This is a genomic window from Myxococcales bacterium, from assembly GCA_016716835.1.
Taxonomy (GTDB): Bacteria; Myxococcota_A; Polyangia; order Haliangiales; family Haliangiaceae; genus JADJUW01.
Map to the genome: position 1 here is coordinate 1,427,959 of JADJUW010000001.1, position 18,934 is coordinate 1,446,892.

15 protein-coding genes are annotated in these 18,934 nt (G+C 65.2%); 8 read left to right on the top strand and 7 right to left on the bottom strand.

The window, feature by feature from the left end:
- Positions 1-5 precede the first annotated feature (5 nt).
- Complete coding sequence (locus IPL79_06320; protein MBK9070601.1) at positions 6-1,484, bottom strand: sigma 54-interacting transcriptional regulator; 1,479 nt, start codon at positions 1,482-1,484, stop codon at positions 6-8.
- 67 nt (positions 1,485-1,551) lie between these two features.
- Between IPL79_06320 and IPL79_06325 the strand changes: the two genes are divergently transcribed.
- Together IPL79_06325 and IPL79_06330 are read left to right on the top strand one after the other, a co-directional pair.
- The gene (locus IPL79_06325) at positions 1,552-2,745 is read left to right on the top strand and encodes an RluA family pseudouridine synthase (protein ID MBK9070602.1); all 1,194 of its coding nucleotides are present in this window, start codon (positions 1,552-1,554) and stop codon (positions 2,743-2,745) included.
- Between the two features lie 9 nt (positions 2,746-2,754).
- Entirely contained in the window at positions 2,755-3,000 is a 246-nt protein-coding gene (locus IPL79_06330) for a hypothetical protein (GenBank protein MBK9070603.1), read from the top strand.
- A gap of 6 nt (positions 3,001-3,006) precedes the next feature.
- Here the strand turns inward: IPL79_06330 and sppA are convergent, their stop codons facing one another.
- A complete protein-coding gene (gene sppA, locus IPL79_06335) occupies positions 3,007-5,574 on the bottom strand; it encodes a signal peptide peptidase SppA (protein MBK9070604.1) in 2,568 nt (855 codons plus the stop codon).
- A gap of 96 nt (positions 5,575-5,670) precedes the next feature.
- A complete protein-coding gene (locus IPL79_06340) occupies positions 5,671-8,664 on the bottom strand; it encodes a serine/threonine protein kinase (GenBank protein ID MBK9070605.1) in 2,994 nt (997 codons plus the stop codon).
- Between the two features lie 216 nt (positions 8,665-8,880).
- Here IPL79_06340 and IPL79_06345 point away from each other — a divergent pair, with 216 nt between their 5' ends.
- Both IPL79_06345 and IPL79_06350 read left to right on the top strand, forming a co-directional pair.
- Entirely contained in the window at positions 8,881-10,281 is a 1,401-nt protein-coding gene (locus tag IPL79_06345; protein MBK9070606.1) for a response regulator, read from the top strand.
- A gap of 38 nt (positions 10,282-10,319) precedes the next feature.
- Positions 10,320-10,781 (top strand): GatB/YqeY domain-containing protein, encoded by a 462-nt coding sequence (locus IPL79_06350; protein ID MBK9070607.1) that lies wholly within the window; start codon positions 10,320-10,322, stop codon positions 10,779-10,781.
- Positions 10,782-11,103: 322 nt separating this feature from the next.
- On the opposite strand, the gene IPL79_06355 is transcribed toward IPL79_06350, so the two are convergent.
- From IPL79_06355 to tsaE, 4 genes are all read right to left on the bottom strand, one after another.
- Positions 11,104-12,336 carry a hypothetical protein gene (locus tag IPL79_06355; protein ID MBK9070608.1) on the bottom strand — a complete coding sequence of 411 codons (1,233 nt, stop codon included), beginning with the start codon at positions 12,334-12,336 and terminating at the stop codon, positions 11,104-11,106.
- 86 nt (positions 12,337-12,422) lie between these two features.
- The gene (locus IPL79_06360; GenBank protein ID MBK9070609.1) at positions 12,423-13,814 is read right to left on the bottom strand and encodes an FAD-dependent oxidoreductase; all 1,392 of its coding nucleotides are present in this window, start codon (positions 13,812-13,814) and stop codon (positions 12,423-12,425) included.
- 5 nt (positions 13,815-13,819) lie between these two features.
- Positions 13,820-15,403: a thioredoxin domain-containing protein gene (locus IPL79_06365; protein ID MBK9070610.1), complete on the bottom strand. Its 1,584-nt coding sequence runs from the start codon at positions 15,401-15,403 to the stop codon at positions 13,820-13,822.
- Positions 15,400-15,915: a tRNA (adenosine(37)-N6)-threonylcarbamoyltransferase complex ATPase subunit type 1 TsaE gene (gene tsaE, locus IPL79_06370; protein MBK9070611.1), complete on the bottom strand. Its 516-nt coding sequence runs from the start codon at positions 15,913-15,915 to the stop codon at positions 15,400-15,402. Before tsaE ends, IPL79_06365 begins: the two co-directional genes overlap by 4 nt.
- Positions 15,916-16,007: 92 nt before the next feature.
- Between tsaE and IPL79_06375 the strand changes: the two genes are divergently transcribed.
- The 4 genes from IPL79_06375 to IPL79_06390 are packed head-to-tail and all read left to right on the top strand — an operon-like array spanning position 16,008 to position 18,934.
- Positions 16,008-17,231 carry a hypothetical protein gene (locus tag IPL79_06375; protein ID MBK9070612.1) on the top strand — a complete coding sequence of 408 codons (1,224 nt, stop codon included), beginning with the start codon at positions 16,008-16,010 and terminating at the stop codon, positions 17,229-17,231.
- Entirely contained in the window at positions 17,135-17,551 is a 417-nt protein-coding gene (locus IPL79_06380; protein MBK9070613.1) for a hypothetical protein, read from the top strand. The genes IPL79_06375 and IPL79_06380 overlap by 97 nt, the downstream gene beginning before the upstream one ends.
- Complete coding sequence (locus tag IPL79_06385; GenBank protein MBK9070614.1) at positions 17,532-18,038, top strand: hypothetical protein; 507 nt, start codon at positions 17,532-17,534, stop codon at positions 18,036-18,038. Before IPL79_06380 ends, IPL79_06385 begins: the two co-directional genes overlap by 20 nt.
- Positions 18,035-18,934: a hypothetical protein gene (locus IPL79_06390; protein ID MBK9070615.1), complete on the top strand. Its 900-nt coding sequence runs from the start codon at positions 18,035-18,037 to the stop codon at positions 18,932-18,934. The genes IPL79_06385 and IPL79_06390 overlap by 4 nt, the downstream gene beginning before the upstream one ends.

Consider the following 18,934-nt stretch of genomic DNA (forward strand, 5'->3'; position numbering starts at 1 on the left):
GTTGGCTATTCGTCGTCGGTATCGTTGTCGTTGGCGACGATGTCGTACTTCTTCATCAGCTTGCGGAAATACTTGCGGTCGATGTCGCTCTCGCGCGAGGCGTGCGAAATGTTGCCATTGTGTCGCTTGAGCAGGCTGGCGATGTAATCGCGCTCAAAGGCGGCAACCCAACGCTCCTTGGCATCTTTGAAGGTGACGCCGGCGCCCGTGAATTCTTCGCCAGGGTGTGGATCGTTGACCGACACCGTACCCACGACATCGGAGACGCCTTGCAGCGGCACCGACGGCGTGAGCTTGGTCGCTAAAGGCTTAACGCCTGGATGGCTGCCGCCCTTCGCGTCGCGCACGTTGTCCGGCAGGTCGGCGACGGTGACGGTGTCGCCTTCGGAAAATGACATGGTGCGCTCGACGGCGTTTACCAGTTCGCGGACGTTGCCGGGCCAATTGTACGCCGCCAGCGCCGCCAAGGCCGAGGCGTCAAAGCGCGTGACCTTGAGATCGGCGCCATGGCGTTCTTTTTGGATCTTTAAGAAGTGCTCGACCAGCAAGGGGATGTCTTCCCGGCGCTCACGCAGCGGCGGCAGATCTAGCTTGACGACGCTAAGGCGGAAATACAAATCTTGCCGAAACCGCCCGGCCTTGACTTCCTCTTCGAGATTGCGGTTGGTTGCGGCAATGATACGGACGTCGACCTTGATCGGTTTGGCTCCGCCGACGCGACGCACTTCACGTTGCTCCAACGCCCGAAGCAATTTCGGTTGCAGATCCAGCGGCAGCTCGCCGAGTTCGTCCAAGAAAAGCGTGCCGCCATCGGCCTGTTCAAAGAGCCCCTGGCGCGTCACCATGGCCCCCGTGAAGCTGCCCTTCTCATGCCCAAACAACTCGCTTTCGATAAGGTTGGGCGGCACCGCCGAGCAGTCAAACACCACCAGGCCCTGATCTTTGCGCGGCGAGAGGTCGTGAATGGTCTGCGCCACGACTTCTTTGCCGGTGCCGGTTTCACCCTCGATGATGACCGTCGTAGGCGTCTTGGCGATTTTCTCGATGATGCCGTACATGCGTTGCATGCGCGGATGGCGGCCGACCAGCCGCCCGAACTTGCTTTGGCGCGAGGGCGCGATGGCGACGGTCTCTTCGATGGCTTCAAAATCGAGCTCGGCTTGGCCAATGGCAATGCGAGCGCCTGGCCGCAGAAAGGCTTCGCGAACGCGCACGCCATCGACAAAACTGCCGTTGGTGGAACGGTTGTCCACGAGGACGTAGCCGTTGTGTTCTTGAATAATTTTCGCGTGGTAGCGCGACACGGTCTCGTCGGTTAGGACGATGTCGTTGTCGTCCATGGCGCCGAGGCGAACCTCCTCGTTCTCGAAATCCCACTGCTTAGTGGGATCCGCGACGAGGCGAAGCCGGCACCGCCGCAGCGAGATGGTGAGGCCGTCGCTGGTAACCTTGGTAGGGGCGATGGTATCGGGGAATTTCTTCATGCGACCGCGGAAAATGTACCAGCAATTTTTCACGCAAACCGCTTGATCCGCACTATATGTAGCGAAAATGGCCACTGTCGACGCAAACCAGACGACCAAGCGGATCCCCGCCGATCGCGTTGTTTCGGCCAATTGGGGGCAATGCTTGCCACTCGCCCAGGACGATCTACCGGCCGATCTGGCTGACGAGCTGGCTGACGATCTCGATGCCGGGGCCGACATGGGGCACGCGTCCCATCTCGATGCCGACGGCCAGCCGCGCATCGTTGAGCGGAGATTTATTGTCGCACAAGAATTCCATGGCTATCGTCTCGATCACTACCTGCAGCGCATGATTCCGCGGCTGTCGCGCACGAAGATCCAACAGGTCGTGCGCACGACGCTGGTGCGCAGCGCGGCACCCGATCGGACGTGGAAGGCGCACACGCCGGTGGCCCAAGGGGAGCAATGGGTCATTCGCCGGCAGGCGCGCGCCGAGCCACCGTGCCCGCGCGACTTCGCCGTGCTCGACGAGGACGATGACGTCATGGTCGTCGACAAGCCGGCAGGCCTGCCCATGCACGCGAGCGCCAAGTTCTATTTTAATACGCTTACGCGCGTGCTGCTCGAGCGCTATCCGCACGTGCCGATGCAAATTTGTCATCGCCTCGATCGCGAGACGTCGGGCATCGTCGTGGTGGCCAAACACAAAGACGCCGCCCGCGTAGTCAAGAATGCCTTTCTGCACAAGCGGGTGCAAAAGCGCTACATCGCGCTCGTCGCCGGGGTGCCGCCATGGCCGTCGGCGGCAGGCTCGGCGTTTCGCATCGATGCGCCGCTGCGGCTGGCGACGTCGCGCGAGAGCGTGCGCCTGGCGCATCTTAAGATGGTGGTGGGCGACGGCGGCCTACCCTCGCAAACCGAGGTGCGGGTGCTCGATGCGGCGCCCGGCCCTGGCGGCGGCTGTGCCCTGGTGCAATGCGCGCCGATTACCGGTCGCCAACATCAGCTGCGCGCGCACCTGGCGCACGCCGGTTATCCAATTATTGGCGACAAGCTGTATGCGCATGGCGATGACGTCTTTACCAGCTACTGCGACGACGGCCTGACCGACGACATGCTCGCCGCGCTGGAGCTGCCGCGCCACGCGCTGCACGCGGCGACGATCGCCTTTCCGCACCCACGCGGCGGCGTGATGCGCGTGTTCGCGCCCTTGCCTGCCGACATTCGCGAGCTGTTCGAGCGCAAGACCGGTCGTGCGCCCGCCTTGAAATTGGGCTAAGGTGCGGACGTGCCGGCCGACGAACGCCTCTTTTCACGCGCGAATCGACGGCAATGGCTGACGGTGCTCGGCGGCATGATCGTGATCGGCATCGTCAATGTCGTCATTGGCTATCTGATGTGGGACGACCCGCCGCCACCACCGCCACCCGCGGCCTTTCCGCGCGAGCAAGTACCGGGGATGCGCTCGACGTGGCCGTCGGCGCCTGCAGCGACGCCGACGAGCGCACCCGCAACCTCTCCAAGTGGCGGCTAGGGGATATTAAGGCCACATGAGGACAAAGGGCAGCCGCGCTTGCACGGTGCCCGGCTCTAGCAAGAGCGAGGTTGGGATCGCCTCAAGCGCCTCACGTACGTAGGGCGGCAGCTGCGACGTCGACGACGGCTCGAGCGACGCCTGCGCCGTTATGAAACGGCTGACCAATTGCAGCAGGCCGCGTTGTCGTCGCGGTAGCGAAATCAGTTGCACCTCGTCGGCCTCCGCGATGCCAGCCTGCGCGCGCGCCGCCGCAATGGCGTCGGCGAAGGTGCCAAGCTCATCGACCAGGCCAACGGCCAAGGCGCGACGGCCGCTTATCACCAGCCCCCGTCCCGTGGCGTCGACCTGCGCCGTGGTGAGCCCGCGCCCCTTGGCGACGGTGTCGACAAACCGCCCGTAATAGTAGCGGAGCTGCTCACGTACTAGCGCCTGCTCTTCTTCGGTACGGGCGCGCGCGAACCCATCCATGTCGGCGCGGTCACCACGCTTGCTGACGTGGACCGCGATGCCCAGGCGCGCCAACCCCGACGCGAAATTGAACTTGCCGGCAAAGATGCCTATCGACCCCGTGATCGTATTGGGCGACGCAAACACGCGCGAGCACGCGGCGGCCGCGAAATAGCCACCTGAGGCCGCCACATCACCGAGCGAACAGAACACGGGCTTGTGCGCCGCGACCTCTGAGATTTTTCGCGAGATGAGTTCAGATGCCAAGGCCGAGCCGCCGGGCGTGTTGATGCGAATCACCACGGCCTGCACGCGCCGATTGGCGGCAAGTTCACTCAGCGCCGCAACGACGGTCTTGCTGCCCACGGCGCGACGCCCAATCAGCGGGGTTTCGCGCGAGGCGCCGTCGACGATGTCGCCATCGATATAGACGAGACCAATCACGGGCGAACTCCACGTCTCGGGCTCGGGCGGCTGGTTGCGGCCAACGCGCACCCCTGGATGGCCCTTGGATATGATCTCGCTGAGTTCAGCAGGCGTCGCCACGCCGTCGATAAGCGGGGCGAGCTTCTCGGAGACCGGCGCATACGGGCCACCAACGAGCGCGTCGCGCGCGGCCTCCTCGCTGAGGCGTCGCGAGCGCGCCACGTCCTTTACGAGGACATCAAACAGCTCGCCGACCAGCTCGTCGCGCATGGCCTGCGCGGCCGGGGTTGGTCCCATTTCAGTAAACATCTCGGGCGCGCTCTTATATTCGGCAATTTTTTCGAATTCCGCCTGGCCTCCCAGCTGCTCAATGAAATCGCGGACGAACACGCTCGCCGAGGCGACGCCAAGCAGACGCAGCCCACCGGCCGGATCGACATAAACCTTTGATGCCGCCGACGCGACGTAGTACTCGCGCATGCCGGCGCCCACGAGGTAGGCGTAGACTTGCTTGGTTGCCGCTAATTGCGCCACCGCCAGGCGCAGCTCGCGCATGGTCGCCCAACCCGCGGCGAGATCATCGATGGCGAGCGTTACGACCTTTACGTTGTCTTGCCGCGCCAACCACGTCAACCGATCCACGGTTTCACGCAAGGTGCGATCCGTCATCGCCCCGCGCAGTACGACGCGCTCAAGCCGAGGTGGATGCCGCACCTGACTTGCCCTCGGCGACGCAAAAATAGCGATCGATCCACCCGCGCCGCGAAAGCCGTTCGCCTGCCCTCGCCTGCCAAGGCCGCCCCAGGTCGACATCACGGTTTTCCCGGCGGCGATGCTAAGCCCAAGCCAACCCTCAACGTCGCGGGTCTTGCGCTCACCTCCCTCGCCGTCGATAACAAATGCCTGCCGTGTCAAGGCCGTGGCGTTCAACGTCACGCCGGGCGCAACGCGCACCGCCGCGCCTGCCCAGGCGCCCACGTCACCGCGCACCTCGCCAACGCGGCCGCCCAGCCGCACCTCCATGCGCGCGTCACGCCAAGGCCGCATGGTTGCCTCCAGCTCGTAACGCCGCTGCACCTCTGCGCCCTGGACGATTGGCGCATTGGCGTCGCGGAGCACCGCGCCAAACGAGACATGCCTCCCCAGCCGTGCCGCTAGGCCGAGCGTGAAGGTATCCAGCCCACCCAAGGGGCCGCGGTCACAATAGTGATGCCACGCCACACCCAGTCCCGCCGTCGCGCCAAGCGGCACGGCCAGCGCGTTGGTGAGGCGCAACGGAGTCCCGACGGAGGGCGTGACGCGCCCAGCGGTGGGTCGTATGAACTCAAGCCCCGTTGCCACGGCGCTGCCCGCCCAAAACCGTCGCGGGGCCGACGCGACAAACAAGCCCGCGCCCCATCCTGCGGCCGTCGCCTGCGACTCAGCGGCACCTTCGTAGGTGAGCACCGTGTTGCCACCGCGCAGGAGCGCCAAGCCGCCAGGATTTTGCGTCGCCGCCTGCGCATCGAATTGGCCACTTAGCGTGAGGCGCTCGGACTCCACGCCCAGCGTAGGCTCAGTGGCATAGGTTTCGGCTTGTGCGCTCGCCGCTTGCGGCGATGCAATTCCGATGAACGCGGTCAGCACGATAATGGGCGTCAGGTGCCGTGGGTGCGGCATGCGAAAAAAACGGTGATGACGCTGGCAAGTTTGCTGCATGGATTAGGCCGCGGTGTAACAGATGCCGTCGCCATCGCGCCATGGCGACGGCGCCCATTGCTCTGGGCACGGCCCATCGCGAGCCAGCCAACGCCGCTAGCGGGCGCGCAGGCGACTCAACGCGCGGCTCCACTCGGCCTTGCGCTTGGGGTCAGACTCCATCAACCATTCGTAGCGTTCGGCCGCCTTGCGCGGCTCGCCGAGCTTTTCATACAAGGGCGCCAACAGGCGATTGGCGTCGACCGACGCGCCTTTGGCCGCGGCCTTCTCAAATAGCGCCGCCGCCTTCTTGGGATTGGCCGCAAGTTCAAGCCGACCTAGCCCGAGATAGGCGCGCCCCGCCAGCATGTTAGAATCGAGCACCGCATCGTAGTAGACGCGGGCCGTCGCGGTTTCGCCTTGGCTCGCGAGCTTGTCCGCCCGGTCAAGTAATTTCACCGCGTCGTCGGATCGCTTTGGCGTCGCAACGCGCACGGTTTCTTTGCGCGTCGATGGCCGTGACTTTGGGGTGCCGCGTTCGTTGCTGCTGTCGCGAGAGGTAACGTCGCTACTAGGTGCCGGCGGCGGGGCGGCCGCATCGGCCTGCGTCGCCGCGCCGGCCATAGGCGGCACCTGGGCGCTCACAGGCGCGGCTTCGATCGCAACGGGTGGCGCGGGGCTTGGCACGGGCAACGTAGCCTGCTTGCCCGTCATCAACATTTCCGCCTGCGCCGCGGCCTTGGCATCGCCACCATTGCGCTCGCCGGCTGCCGCGTAAAGCAAGATCCCCAAGATCGCAATAACCGATGCGCCGAGCACGATGCCCGCGAGCGTGGTCCAAGACGACGGCTTCACCCGCACGACGGCGTCGGTGTAGGGCACGCTCGAATGGCTGCCTTCCATCGGCGTCACCAGCCCACTATGAGAAGGTGACGAAACGTTCGCAACATCTACGGCGCTGGCGAGGCCTTGGTGGGAGTCAAAGGGCGAAAACGGCAAGGTCGGCGTAAGCGGCGACACGAAGGCGGCTTGCCCCACGGACTCAGCCGCGGACGGAGAGAGCATGGGCGGCAGGCTAGACAAGCGCCGCCGCTCACCGGTAGGAGCCAGCGCAAACGCGGCCTGCTCTTCGGCGACCACGCGCGCTAAATCTGCCTCGAGCTCTGCCATGGTTTGCTGCCGCGCGCTTGGATCGCGCGCCATCGCGCGCATGACCAAGGCATCGACGCTGGCGGGGATTGACTTGCGCAGCGCTACGGTTGGCTGCGGATCGACGGTCGCTTTTTTGGTAAGAATCTCGAGGAAATTTTCGCCGTAATAGGGCGGCACGCCGGTTAACATTTCGTAGAGCACCGCGCCCACCGAATAGATATCCGAGCGGACATCCGCCAGCTTGCCGGCCGCCTGCTCTGGCGCCATATACTCCGGCGTGCCCATCGTCATGCCCGGGCTGGTAAGGCGACGTTCGCGGACCTCTTCGGCCTCGGCGGTCTTGGCGATGCCAAAGTCGAGCACCTTGACCACGTCCGGGCCGCCGTCTTTTTTAAGCAAGAAAATATTTTCGGGTTTGAGGTCGCGATGAATGATGCCGACCGCGTGCGCCGCCGCGAGCGCCCGGCATACCGAAATGCCGATATGCGCGGCCCGCTGCAGCGACAAGGCGCCCTGGCGCTCGAGCTCCTGCGCAAGCTCGACGCCGTCGAGATACTCCATGACAAAGTACGCCGAGCCGCCCGGCGTATTGCCTGAATCGGTAATATCGACAATATTGGGGTGGCCGATGCGCGACGCCGCGCGCGCCTCACGGCGAAATCGTTCGAGCAATTCGGGCATCCGGCTATAGCTCTGGTGCAGCACCTTGATCGCGACCTTGCGGCCGATCTGCATATGCTCGCCCAAGTACACCATGCCCATGCCGCCCTCGCCGATCAGGCGATCGATGCGATAGCGGCCCTCCAGCACCACGCCGGCGAGATCTTGAGGATCGGCATCGCTGGCGTCTAACGCCAAATTCCCATCCGTCGCCGGCGGCAACAGCCCATCATCGCTTGAGCCGCGGCGCGTAAAGGCTTGCCTGCGATCGTTGCCGAGGTCGCCACGATCAGATGCGCGGCGTCCTGGCGAACGCCCTCCTGGCTCGTCTGCCCCGTCCGCACCGCCACGCTGCAAGATTTGTCGCAATTCATCGGTGGGCGGCAACGTCATCGCGCGCGTCTGTAGGCGATTAATGAGCGCGGCGCGGTTGGCGCGGTCATCGGCAATATCCGCGTCAAAGAGGTCGTGCAAAAAGCCACTAACGCGCACCGCATCGGTCGTGGGTGCGTGGACGGCCAGCCAGGTTTGCAGCGCCTGACGAAACTGATCACACGACTCGTAGCGTTCGTCGCGGCTGGGCGCAAGCGCGCGCAGGCAGATGGCGTCGAGGTCCTTGGGCACGCGCGAGGCGCGCTGAGACGGCGGCGTCACGCCAGGGTTCTTGGAGCGGTTGATTAAGTCTTGCGGTTGGTCTTTGCCCGGCGGAAAGAGTTGGCGGCCCGTGAGCAGCTCCCACAGCACAATCGCCAGCGCATACTGATCAGAGCGACCATCGAGCTTTTCGCCGCGCGCCTGCTCGGGTGACATGTACGCGACCTTGCCGTAGATAATTCCAGGCGCGGTTTTTTCCATCTTGAGCGACGACGAGGCCAGCCCGAAATCCGTCAGCTTGACCTCGCCGCTAAACGACACCAAGATGTTGGGCGGCGAAATATCGCGATGCACCAGCGCCAAATCGGGAAACGTATGCGCGTAGTGCAGGCCGCGGCAGAGCTCCTTGACCAGGTAGACCGCGACATCGACCGGAAACGCGACTTGTTTTTTGGCGCAGCGATTCCACACGGCGCGCAGGTCGCGGCCTTCGACAAAATCCATCGCCAGAAAAAGCTCGCCGCTCACCTGGCCGGCATCGAACACCGGCACCAAGTTGCCGTGCGAGAGCTTGACGACTACCTTGGCTTCGTCGCGAAAACGCGCCATGTATTCGCTATCGGCGAGGTGTGGCAGCACGGTCTTAATCGCAAGCAATCGCTCGAGCCCGCGATCGCCGGTGACGGCCAAGTACAGCGCGCCCATGCCCCCTTGCGCCAGCGGACTAAGCAAGTGGTACTTCCCGAATCTTCTCGGGTAGTTATCTCGCAGATCACTCCCCATATGCGGCTCCGAGCCTAACATGCCCGTTTTTGGTGACCAAGCTTTTGCGTCAGCCAACGCGGATCCCGGGCGAAAAGTCATAATCGTCGCGCACTTCGCCGCGCGGGTGGTTCCCGTTGTGTATGCTTTTTGTGCCGCATGAGTTTGATCCTCATTGTCGATGACAATCCAACGCTCGTGCGCGTCATCGAGATCGCGCTTGCGCGCGCCGGCTATGAGGCAATTTCGGCCGCCGATGGCGAAGAGGGCCTGGCCGTCGCGCGCGCCCGCCTGCCGGATCTAATCTTGGTCGATTTCATCATGCCCAAGCTCAACGGCTATCAATTTTGCAGGGAGCTGGCGGTCGATGACCAGTTGCGCCACACGCCCGTCATTTTGATGAGCGGTCGCGGCGATCAAGTGGGTGCGCGCTTCGTGCGCACCATGGGCATCGTCGATTACGTCGCCAAGCCATTCGCGCCCGAGGCGCTCGTGGCGACCATCGCCGCGGCGCTCGAAAAATATCAACGTCCGCAAGAGAGCCACACGCAGCCGGTCTTGCCTTCCGAGGACCCCAGCGCGCAGGCTCGCGCGCATGAACAAGCCGTCGGGGTGGTGCAGGCGCAGCTTGAGGAGGTCCTTAGCGCGAAATACTTGATTCCCGAGGACACTGGCCTCAGCGCGAGGGAGGCTGCGGCCCACCCGCGTACCACGGCGCCAGCCACGCTCACCGCGGCGGCGACCGACATCGTCTATGCCGACAGCGCGGTCAAGGACTTGCTCGCCACCCTGCCGCTGACCGCGCAAAACGCGGCCATGATCGTCGACCTCGAGAAATTCGCGCTCAGCGATCTGCTCAGCCTGATGGCCAGCCAAGGGCAAACCGGGGTCATTGAGATCTTGCAGCGTGGTCAGGCCGCGCCGACAACCATCAGCATTTTTCTCGAGCGCGGCTGGGTGCAATCGGCCATTGCGCGCGGCGTGCGCGAGGAATTCGTCCTCGGGCGCTTTCTCGTGCAAGCTGGCCTCATCGAGCAAGCGGCGCTCGAGGCCCACGTCGCCGCGCTTGCCCCGGAGCATGGGCGGCTGGGCGAGTCGCTGGTGGCCAAGGGGCTGGTAAAAGAGGTCGACGTGCGGGCGTGCCTCGCGCGCCAAACTAGTGAGCTCATCTATGAGGCCTTGCGGTTTTCACGCGGCGAGCTGCGCTTTCGCCCCTTGCCCGCAATCGAGGTCACGGCGCGCGGCGCCAACCTGCGCCTGGATATCGAGGGCCTCTTGATGGAAGGCTATCGCCGCGTCGACGAGTGGCACCTCATCGAACAGACCATCGACGATTTTGACGCCGTGTTCGTCAAGAATGACGAAGCGGTTGGGCGCATGGGCACGGGGCGGCTTAGCCGCGACGAGCAGACGACGCTCGACCTCATCGACGGTCGCCATACCGTGCGCGATATCATCGCCAAGACCAACTTGGTGGCGTTTAGCGCCGCGCGCTTGCTGACGCGCCTCGCGGCCTTGCGGCTGATACGGCGCAGGATCCGCCCAATCGCCGTAACCTAGGGCGACCCGGCGAGGGCCCTTCCATGGTATGAAGCGCCATGGCGTCCAAGCTTCAAGATGAATTAAAAGCCCAGCTGCTTACGGCGATGAAGGCCAAGGATGCGCCGACCTCGAGCATCATTCGCATGATCAACACCCGCATCATGGAGAAGTCGACCTCGGGCAGCGAGCGCGCCGAAATCACCGACGAGCTCGTGCTCGACGTGATCGGCGCTTATAAAAAGGCCATGGAAAAGGCGCGCGGCGATTTTGCCGCCGCGGGCGAGAGCGGCAAGGCGCAAGTCGCGGAGCTTGAGTTTGAGATCGAGTGGTGCAAAAAGTGGCTGCCGCAAGAAATGAGCGAGGCCGAGGTGCGCGCCGCCGTCGCCGCCGCCGTCGCCACCTTGCCGGCCAAAGACCCCAAGCAAGCCGGCCGCATCATCGGCATGCTCAAAAAACAATTTGGCGATCGCGCTGACGTCAACCTTGTCAAAAAAATCGCCGACGAATTGCTCGCCTAAGACGCGGCGGGCGACCCATCCTTCCTTGCTGGCGCCACGGCTGCTCGCTCTGCTCGCGACGCCTGGCGCTCGGCACAAGCAGCCGCACGCCGTCATTCGGTACGCTATAGAGCCTCTCGACGGCGCCGCAAGGAAGATGTGCCACCCACCGCGCTGACGAGCGGTGCGCGACACATGTTCGGATCAGAGCGTTTCGCGAAGGCACGATGGCCCCGTTTATTAAGTCCATCGTGCCGTCCTGAGCGCAAGGCGTCGTGAGCAGAGCGAACAGCCGTAGCTCTGAAACGAAGCATGTGGTCGCGCGCCGCGTGCGGGACACGCTTTATGCTATGTCGGAAAACAATTCGATTTGCGCGGTGCGGCTGCGATGCTTGCCGCGGCGCGTGCGCCGATGGGCGTGGGGTTGTGCGCCGGCGCTGGCAAAATTGACGTCGCCAATGGCCTCGATGAGTGGCGCGGCCGCGTCGTTGGCGGCGGGCGTGGTGGCATCAATGCCGCCAAACTCGGCGCGCACGACACATCGCGAGGCGCGACGTAGCGCATGTGCCACCGCCTGCTCAACCGACGGGAAGGCGCGATCCACGGCGTCATCGGGTGCCCCCTGCGCGTCGTTGGCATGTGCGCGCGGAATCTCAATGCGCCGCGCATCGTTGCCGGCGACGCCTTCAACCACAAACGCAACCGGCAAGTCGCTGCGGCCTTCAAGCCGTGCCTTCATGCGCGCAACCACGCACCGCGCGTAGTCGAGGACGTCGCTGGCATCGCTGCTCGCGGCACCACCTAGCTCAACCGACGCCGCCTCGGCGATGGCCGCATGCGGCACAAAAGGATGCAGGCGAGCGCTGCCGTCGCCCCGCGCCAACGCCTGCAGGTCGGCATCCCAGCCACCCGCCACCGCGGCGTGGGCCGTCGACGGCGGCGGCAAGGCGGCAAAAGCACCGAGCGTCGTTACGCGGCCTGCGGCCAACATCCCAAGCACTTCGGGCCCTAGCCCAAGGAGGGCCAAAGGGCGCGGCGCTAAAAACGCGGCGGCACCGCCACGAGGCACGGAAACGGTCTCGCCGAGCGGCGCGCTGCCGGCGGCGGCCCAGGCGGTAAAGCGATCATCGGCTATGCCAATTTTTGCGCGCAGCCCGAGCGCTTGCAGCACCTGCGCTACCTTGCGCCCAAATACATCGCCGCGCATGCGCGCGGGAACGTGGGCAAATACGTCATGGCCTTCGGCGCGCGGGCGCCCGACAATATCAACACAATCGGAAATCCCGAGTAGCGCCTCGGCAATCGCCTGCAGCGACTCCTGCCACGCTGCAGGCTCGGCCTCCAGCACGCGAAGCGTGGGGCACGCCGCGCGGGCGACAAACACCGACTGGCCCATAACGACGCCGGCATCAGCCGCCGCGCGCGACATGCCAATCACCCAGTTGGCGCCGCCGGTATCGCGCCGCGATGAAGCGCCGACGACTGCCACTGGCTCAGCGCGCAGCGACGTGTCTAGCGCGCCTCGCAGCTGCGCCTGAAGAGCAAAACCCGGGAGATGAAGACAGGCAATTCGCATATCAGTTTCCTTAACATACTGCCCTGACGTTCAGTGTATAGCACACTTTGGCCTATATGTCGTTATAAATAGGTAACTAACTGAAGTTATTGCTTTTTCAGCAACACGAACTCTTCTGCCGCGGTTGGATGGAGGGCTAAGGTGGCGTCAAAGTCGGCCTTGGTCAGGCCCGCGGTGACGGCGATCCCCGCCATCTGAATGATTTCGGCTGCGCCGTCGCCGACCATGTGCGCACCAACGACGATCTCGGCCTCGCCTTGCACCACCAACTTCATAAAGATGCGATCAAATGCGGCGTCAGCCGGGAGCAGCGCTGATTGTAGCGCGCGAAATTCGGTTTGATATATCCCGCAAGCCGCACCAAATTGCGACCGCGCCTCGGCTTCGGTAAGGCCGACGCCCGCGGCCTGCGGCAGCGAAAACACGGCACTGGGCACGACGCCGTGGCGAAGCGGGCGCCGCGGACCACCAAACTGCGAGTCGGCAAACGCGTGGCCCTCGCGGATCGCCGCTGGCGTTAGCTGCACGCGGCCGGTGCAATCACCGACCGCAAACACGCCTGGCACCGAGGTCTGCGACCACTCATCGACGACGATGTGGCCCTGCGGTCCCAACGCGACGCCCAGTGATGCAAGGCCCAACCCGTCAAGATTCGGATCGCGCCCGATGGCGGCGCAAATCCACGTACACGTGAGCTCACCGGCGCCTGCCCCATCGGTCCCTGCCGATGCCTTGGTTGTAACGCGCAGTCCCGCGGCGTTTTTTTCGACCGCGGCCACCTCGGTGTGCCAGCGGATGTCGACGCCACGCGCGGCAAGCCCCGCAAACACGCGCGTCGCCACGTCGTCGTCAAAGCCAGGCAAGCCTCGGCCGCCGCGCACCACCATGGTGACCCGGCCGCCAAGCGCAATGAGCACGCTGGCAAATTCGGCGGCAATAAACCCCGCGCCAATGACCACCGCATGGGCGGGACGCTCGCGCAAGGTAAAAAAGTCGTCGGACACGTCGATGAGTTCGCCGCCGGGCACCGCGAGCCGACGCGGCACGCCGCCGACCGCGAGCAGTAGTTTTTCGCCGCGAAGTCGCCGCTCACCAGCCCCCGTGCGCACTGCCACGGTATGCGCGTCGACGCACGCGGCCTCGCCTTCAAATAACACCACGCCCGCGCGCGCCAAATTGCCGCGATAAAGCCCCGAGAGGCGGGTAACCTCGCCGGCGACCGCGTCGCGCAACGCCGCAAAGTCGTGGCCGCGATGCTCGATCTGGTGGCCGAATGAGGCTGCCAGCGCTAGCGCTTCGCGCGCCTGCGCGGCGTAAACAAACAATTTTTTCGGGATGCAGCCGCGCACGACGCAGGTGCCGCCCCACCGCGATTTTTCGACGATCGCGACGCGCGCGCCATGCGTCGCCGCGATACGCGCGGCGCGCACGCCGCCCGAGCCGCCCCCGATCACGACGAGGTCAAAGGCCTCCTCCACCGACGTCACGGCGCGCGCTCCACGCGCTTGGTGTCGCCCGTGCGCAGCGAGACGTTAGCGGTGCGCTCACACCACGTCTGCCATCGTGCCAGCTCGCGCGAGGTAGGCGCCAGGCTGCCCGTGGCGAGGCTGGCAAGGCGCTGGACCATTGCCGACACGTCGCCACGGTGACAGGCGGCGACGAGGGCGCGCAGCCGCCCGGTGCCCACGGGCGAGCGCACCGCACCAATGAATGAGGTTGGATCGTCTAAGGGCGAGGCGCGACCATCGATGGATGCGAGCATCACGGCGTCGGCGCGCGACATGCCCGTCGCCAAGGCCGTGCGCGTACGCGCCAGCTCGATCGCCTTCCGCAACGGGACGTCATCGAGCGCGCCGTCGTAGAGCGTGCCATTTATGATAAGCGCGGGCGTGCCCGACAGCCCTAGCGTGCGCGCGATCGCGAGCTCATCGTCCACAAGGGCCTTGTGCGTGCCGCGCCCCAGCGCACGCTCAAACGCGATCAGGTCGAGGCCGACGGCGCGTGCCGCTGCCATGAGCTGCCGGGGCTCGGGCCGATCCTTGCTCGCCAAGAGGTGGATCGCAAACGGCCAAAACTTGCCTTGAGCGGCCGCGGCCTCACTGGCTTGCGCGGCGAGCGAGGCCGCTGCGTGCATCGCCAACGGAAAGTGCCGATACGACACCGCGACGTCGCCGGGATACTCACCCGCTACGCGCAGCAAGGTCGGCAGCTGCCGGGCGCAAAAACTACATTCCAGGTCGCTCCACATCACGATGTGCACGCTGGGGTTGGCCGCCCCCCACCGCCGCGATGGCGGCGCGGTGCCGGCAATGAGTTGCGGCGGCGCCACGATGCCGCGAGCCGGCGCGGCCGTCGGCCCTGGCGAAGCGGCATCGGCGACGATCGGCCCCGCCGAAGCGCGCGCCATGAGCCACTGATATTGATCGGCAGTCGCGACGCCGCTCGCGGCGAGGCGCCGCGACGCCGCCAGCTCTTCCTCGATGATGGTCACAAAGGCCGACAACGGCTGGTTGCCAAAAACCGGCCGCCCATTGATAAAAAAAGCGGGCGTCCCCGCCACGCCGAGCGCAAGGGCCCCTTCCATATCGGTCAGCACCGCTTCGCGATGCGCATGCGTTGCCAACGCGGCGTCGAACGCCAACGCATCGAGGCCGAGTTCGCGGGCGAGCGCAAGCAAGTCACCGCGCGTGACGCGCCCCTGCCAGCTAAATAAGCGATCGCTCATGGCCCAGAACGCGCCTTGCGCCGCCGCCGCGATCACCGCCTCTTGCAAGAGCGAATTGTCGTCGTCGAGCGGAAACTGGCGATACACCCATCGCAACTGCATCGGGTATGCGTGCTCGAGCGCAGCCAACTGGTCGCGCACAAGCTGGCAATATCGACACGCAAAGTCGCTCCATTCGACAATTGTGATCGGCGCATCTGCCGGCCCCTTGGCAGGCAAGACCCCTAGCGAGACGTTGTAGCGCGCAACGTCCGGGGCCTGCGGTGGCGCGGCGTCGGCGAGCGAGGCACAAAGCGTAACGCACACGGCTAGCGCGATCCCAACGATTCGATGGCTGATCATAAAGCTGCTCCTTCTGCTGGCGCCGCGCGTGACAGTTCTTGCAACCAGGCATGTGCTAGCGCCTCGCCGCGCTCGCCGCGACCGCCAATTCGCACGGTTCGCACGCCCGCTTCGTCACACGACCACGAAAGATCGAGATGAGCCAGCCACGCCTCGTGCGGCCAGCTCGAGAGCCACAGCTGCGGCCACTCGACGCACAGCACCCCGCGCTCGCCGGCGATGTCATCGAGCCCCAAATTGGCGACTTCAGCGGCGCGCTCGATGCGATAGAGATCGGCGTGCCACAGCGGCAACGATCCGTCTTCGTAGCCCTGGATCAATGCAAAGGTCGGGCTCGTAACCGGCCCCGCGATGCCGAGCGCCGTCGCCAGGGCCTGCACCCACGTGGTCTTGCCGACGCCTACGTCCCCACGCAGCAGCACCACATCGCCATGGCGTAAATAGGGCGCCAGCGCCCTCGCGCAGGCCTCCACCGCCGCCAGCGACGCCAAGGTGATCGACGGCGAACTCATTGCGCCGCCACCCTAGCACAATCTGCTGGCGCGGCTTTGGCGGCCCTGCCACTTGGCTTGCACCAGGCAGCGACAACAAGTATGACCTTCGGGTGACGTCATTTAGGCTGCGGCTGGCGGGCTTGTTGACGTGGTTTAGCGTCGCCGCCTGCGGCGCCTCGGGTCACGACGATCTCGTCCCTCGCGCCGTGCCCGTGCCGGATCTCGCACCCGGACAATCGCCGATGCGCGACGGGGTCACGTTACACCCGTCGCAGCGCGTGGCGACGTACGCCATTGACGCGCGGCTCGATCCATCGACCCACCGCCTCACGGCGACCGAGGTGGTGGTGTTTGAGAATCGCGGCACCAGCGACCTTACCGAGGTCCCATTTCACCTCTATCTCAATGCGTTTAAGAACGAGGCGTCGGTCTTTATGCAAGAGGCCGCCGCGCACGGCACGCCCTTTGCGCCCACGCAATGGGGATGGATCGAAGTGAGCAGCATCCGCATCGACGGCGGCGAACATCGGGCGGCGGCGCGGTTTGTTGGTCCCGATGAGACCGTGCTCTCGCTGACCTTGCCCGAGCCGGTACCACCTGGCGGTATGCTCACCATGGAGCTCGACTTCGTCGCGCAGCTGCCAGAGGCGATGGCGCGCACCGGCTTTGTCGATGCCTTTCACCTCGTCGCCCAGTGGTACCCTAAGCTCGGCAAGCGCCTGCTCGCCGATACGGGGGACCGTTGGCATTGCCCGCCGTTTCATCGCAACGCCGAATTCTTCGCCGACTTCGCGAGCTACGACGTCACCTTGCATGTGCCCTCGACCTACCGCGTGTTTGCGACCGGCATGCTCGCGCAGGCATTGGTTGATGGCGGGGAACATAAGTTACGCTTCGTCGCCGACATGGTGCACGACTTCGCCTGGGTCGCCGATCCGTGGCTTGAGGAAACGCTTGGCCACGCCACGGTCGAAGGCAAACAGGTCTTGGTCCGCGTCGTGCATCGCGGCCCCCAAGCGCCCTTCGCGGCGCGCCATCTGCGCGCGGCCATTGGCACCATCGAGGTCCTTAGCCGCGAGCTCTATCCATATCCATGGGCGTCCATGACCGTGGTCGATCCGCCGCCCGCCATGAGCGCGATCGCGGGCATGGAATATCCGACGTTCGTCACCACCGCTGGTGATTCGCCTTTTCGTTCCGCGGCGTGCGCTTCCCCGAATTTGTCACGATCCACGAGGTGGCGCACAATTGGTTCGGCGGGCTCATCGCGACCAACGAAACGACGTCGCCGTGGCTTGACGAAGGCATTAATGATTGGCTCGACACCATTGTGATGGATGAGCTCTATGGCGCGAGCGGCAGCGGGGTGGTTGGCACGGCAGCAGCGCCGGCGCGCTTGCCATGTACCGCGCGCTCGCGAGCGCCGAGGCGGGCACGTCGCAGGCAACCCCGGCCTGGGCCGCCGCCAGCGCCTACGCCGATACCGACGACTACGGCCGCGGCGCCTACCAAAAAACGGCCCTCGCGTTTGCCACGCTCGAGCGCCACGTTGGCCGCGCGCGCATCATGGCATTTTTGGCGGCGTGGGCGGCGCACGCCGCGTTCGCGCATCCAACCGCGGACGAATTTTTACCATGCTCGCGGGCTATGTTGATGGCCCCACGGCCGCGGGATTTCGCACGAGCCTAAGCACGACCGACCCCTTTGAGGTGAGCATTCGCAGCGCCCACTGCCGCGAGGCTCACGCCGCGCGCGGGGTCTTTGGCGTGGGCGAGGCGCGCGAAACGATTGACGCCACCAAGGCACCCCATCAGGGCGCGTGGGCGTGTGACGTCACGGTCGTCGCAAGCGCCGCGGTGTGGACGCCCATCGTGGTCGAGTTTCGCTTTGCCGATGGCTCGGCATTTCGCAACACGTGGGCGCCGCCCATGAACAACGGCGTGCCGGCCTGGCATCGGTTTTCATTCCGACGCTCGGTGCCGCTGCGCGAGGTGGTCCTCGATCCCGAGCAGGTGCTTTCGCTCCATACGAATGTGCTCGCGACGCAAATTCGCATGGCGCCCGATATGGCGGCCTCGGCGCGCGCGGGGGCGCGGACGGCACATTGGACCCAGACGCTCATGCAGGTGGTCGGGCTATGATCGAGCTGTGGCGTCGCGGGCTGAGCACGGCGTGGGGCTACGCAGGCGTGGTGCTGGCGACGTTTCTCATTCAGCTGCTCATTGCGAGTGGCGCGGGCTTTGTCGCGGCGCAAATGCTCGCGGCGGCATTCTCGCGGCGGCCTTACTTCGACGCAGCCATCGACGGCGACGTAACGGCGTGGGCCCATCTCCTGGTCGCGCATCTCGACGTGTTTCGCGGCATCCTGTGGGTGCCCCTGGCTGCGGCCATGCTGTGGGTGGCGCTCTCGTGGTTTCTTCGCGGCGGCGTGCTCCGCGTATTTGCCGAACAGCCCGACGACCGCACCCGCACCATGGAGGCCTTTGCCCGCGGCGGTGCTTCAAATTTTTGGTCTTATGCGCGCCTTGGCCTCATGTCGTGGATTCTCTACAGCTCAATTATTCTGCCGCTGCTGGGCATTGGCATCAGCCTGGTGCAGCACCCATTGGCGCAGACAACCTCGCTGCTCGCATGGTCTGGGTATCTCTTGCTTGGCGCTGCGCCGGCGCTGGCGGCCGCGCTGCTCATCGACACCGCGACCGCGCTCGCCTCGGTCTTGCTGGACGCCGCGCCTGCTGGGGCCCCGCGGCGCGCCTGGGCAAGTTTCGCGCTCGGCCTCTCCATTGTTTTCGCGCGGCCGCGCCTGCTGTTGCACGCCCTAACCGGCTGGCTCGCCATGCTGCTCGTCGCCGGTGCCTATATGGCGATCTCGTTTGACAAGCCGATGCTCGGCGTCAAGGGCGCGCTGGTGCTTTGGTTTTTGCGCACCGCAACCAGCGGCTCGCGACACTTTATTAAGCTGGCGATGATGGCAGGCCAGGCCGACGCGCTGCGCGTGGTGGCCGAGGCGCCGGCGCCGGCCTCCGCAAGTGCGTAG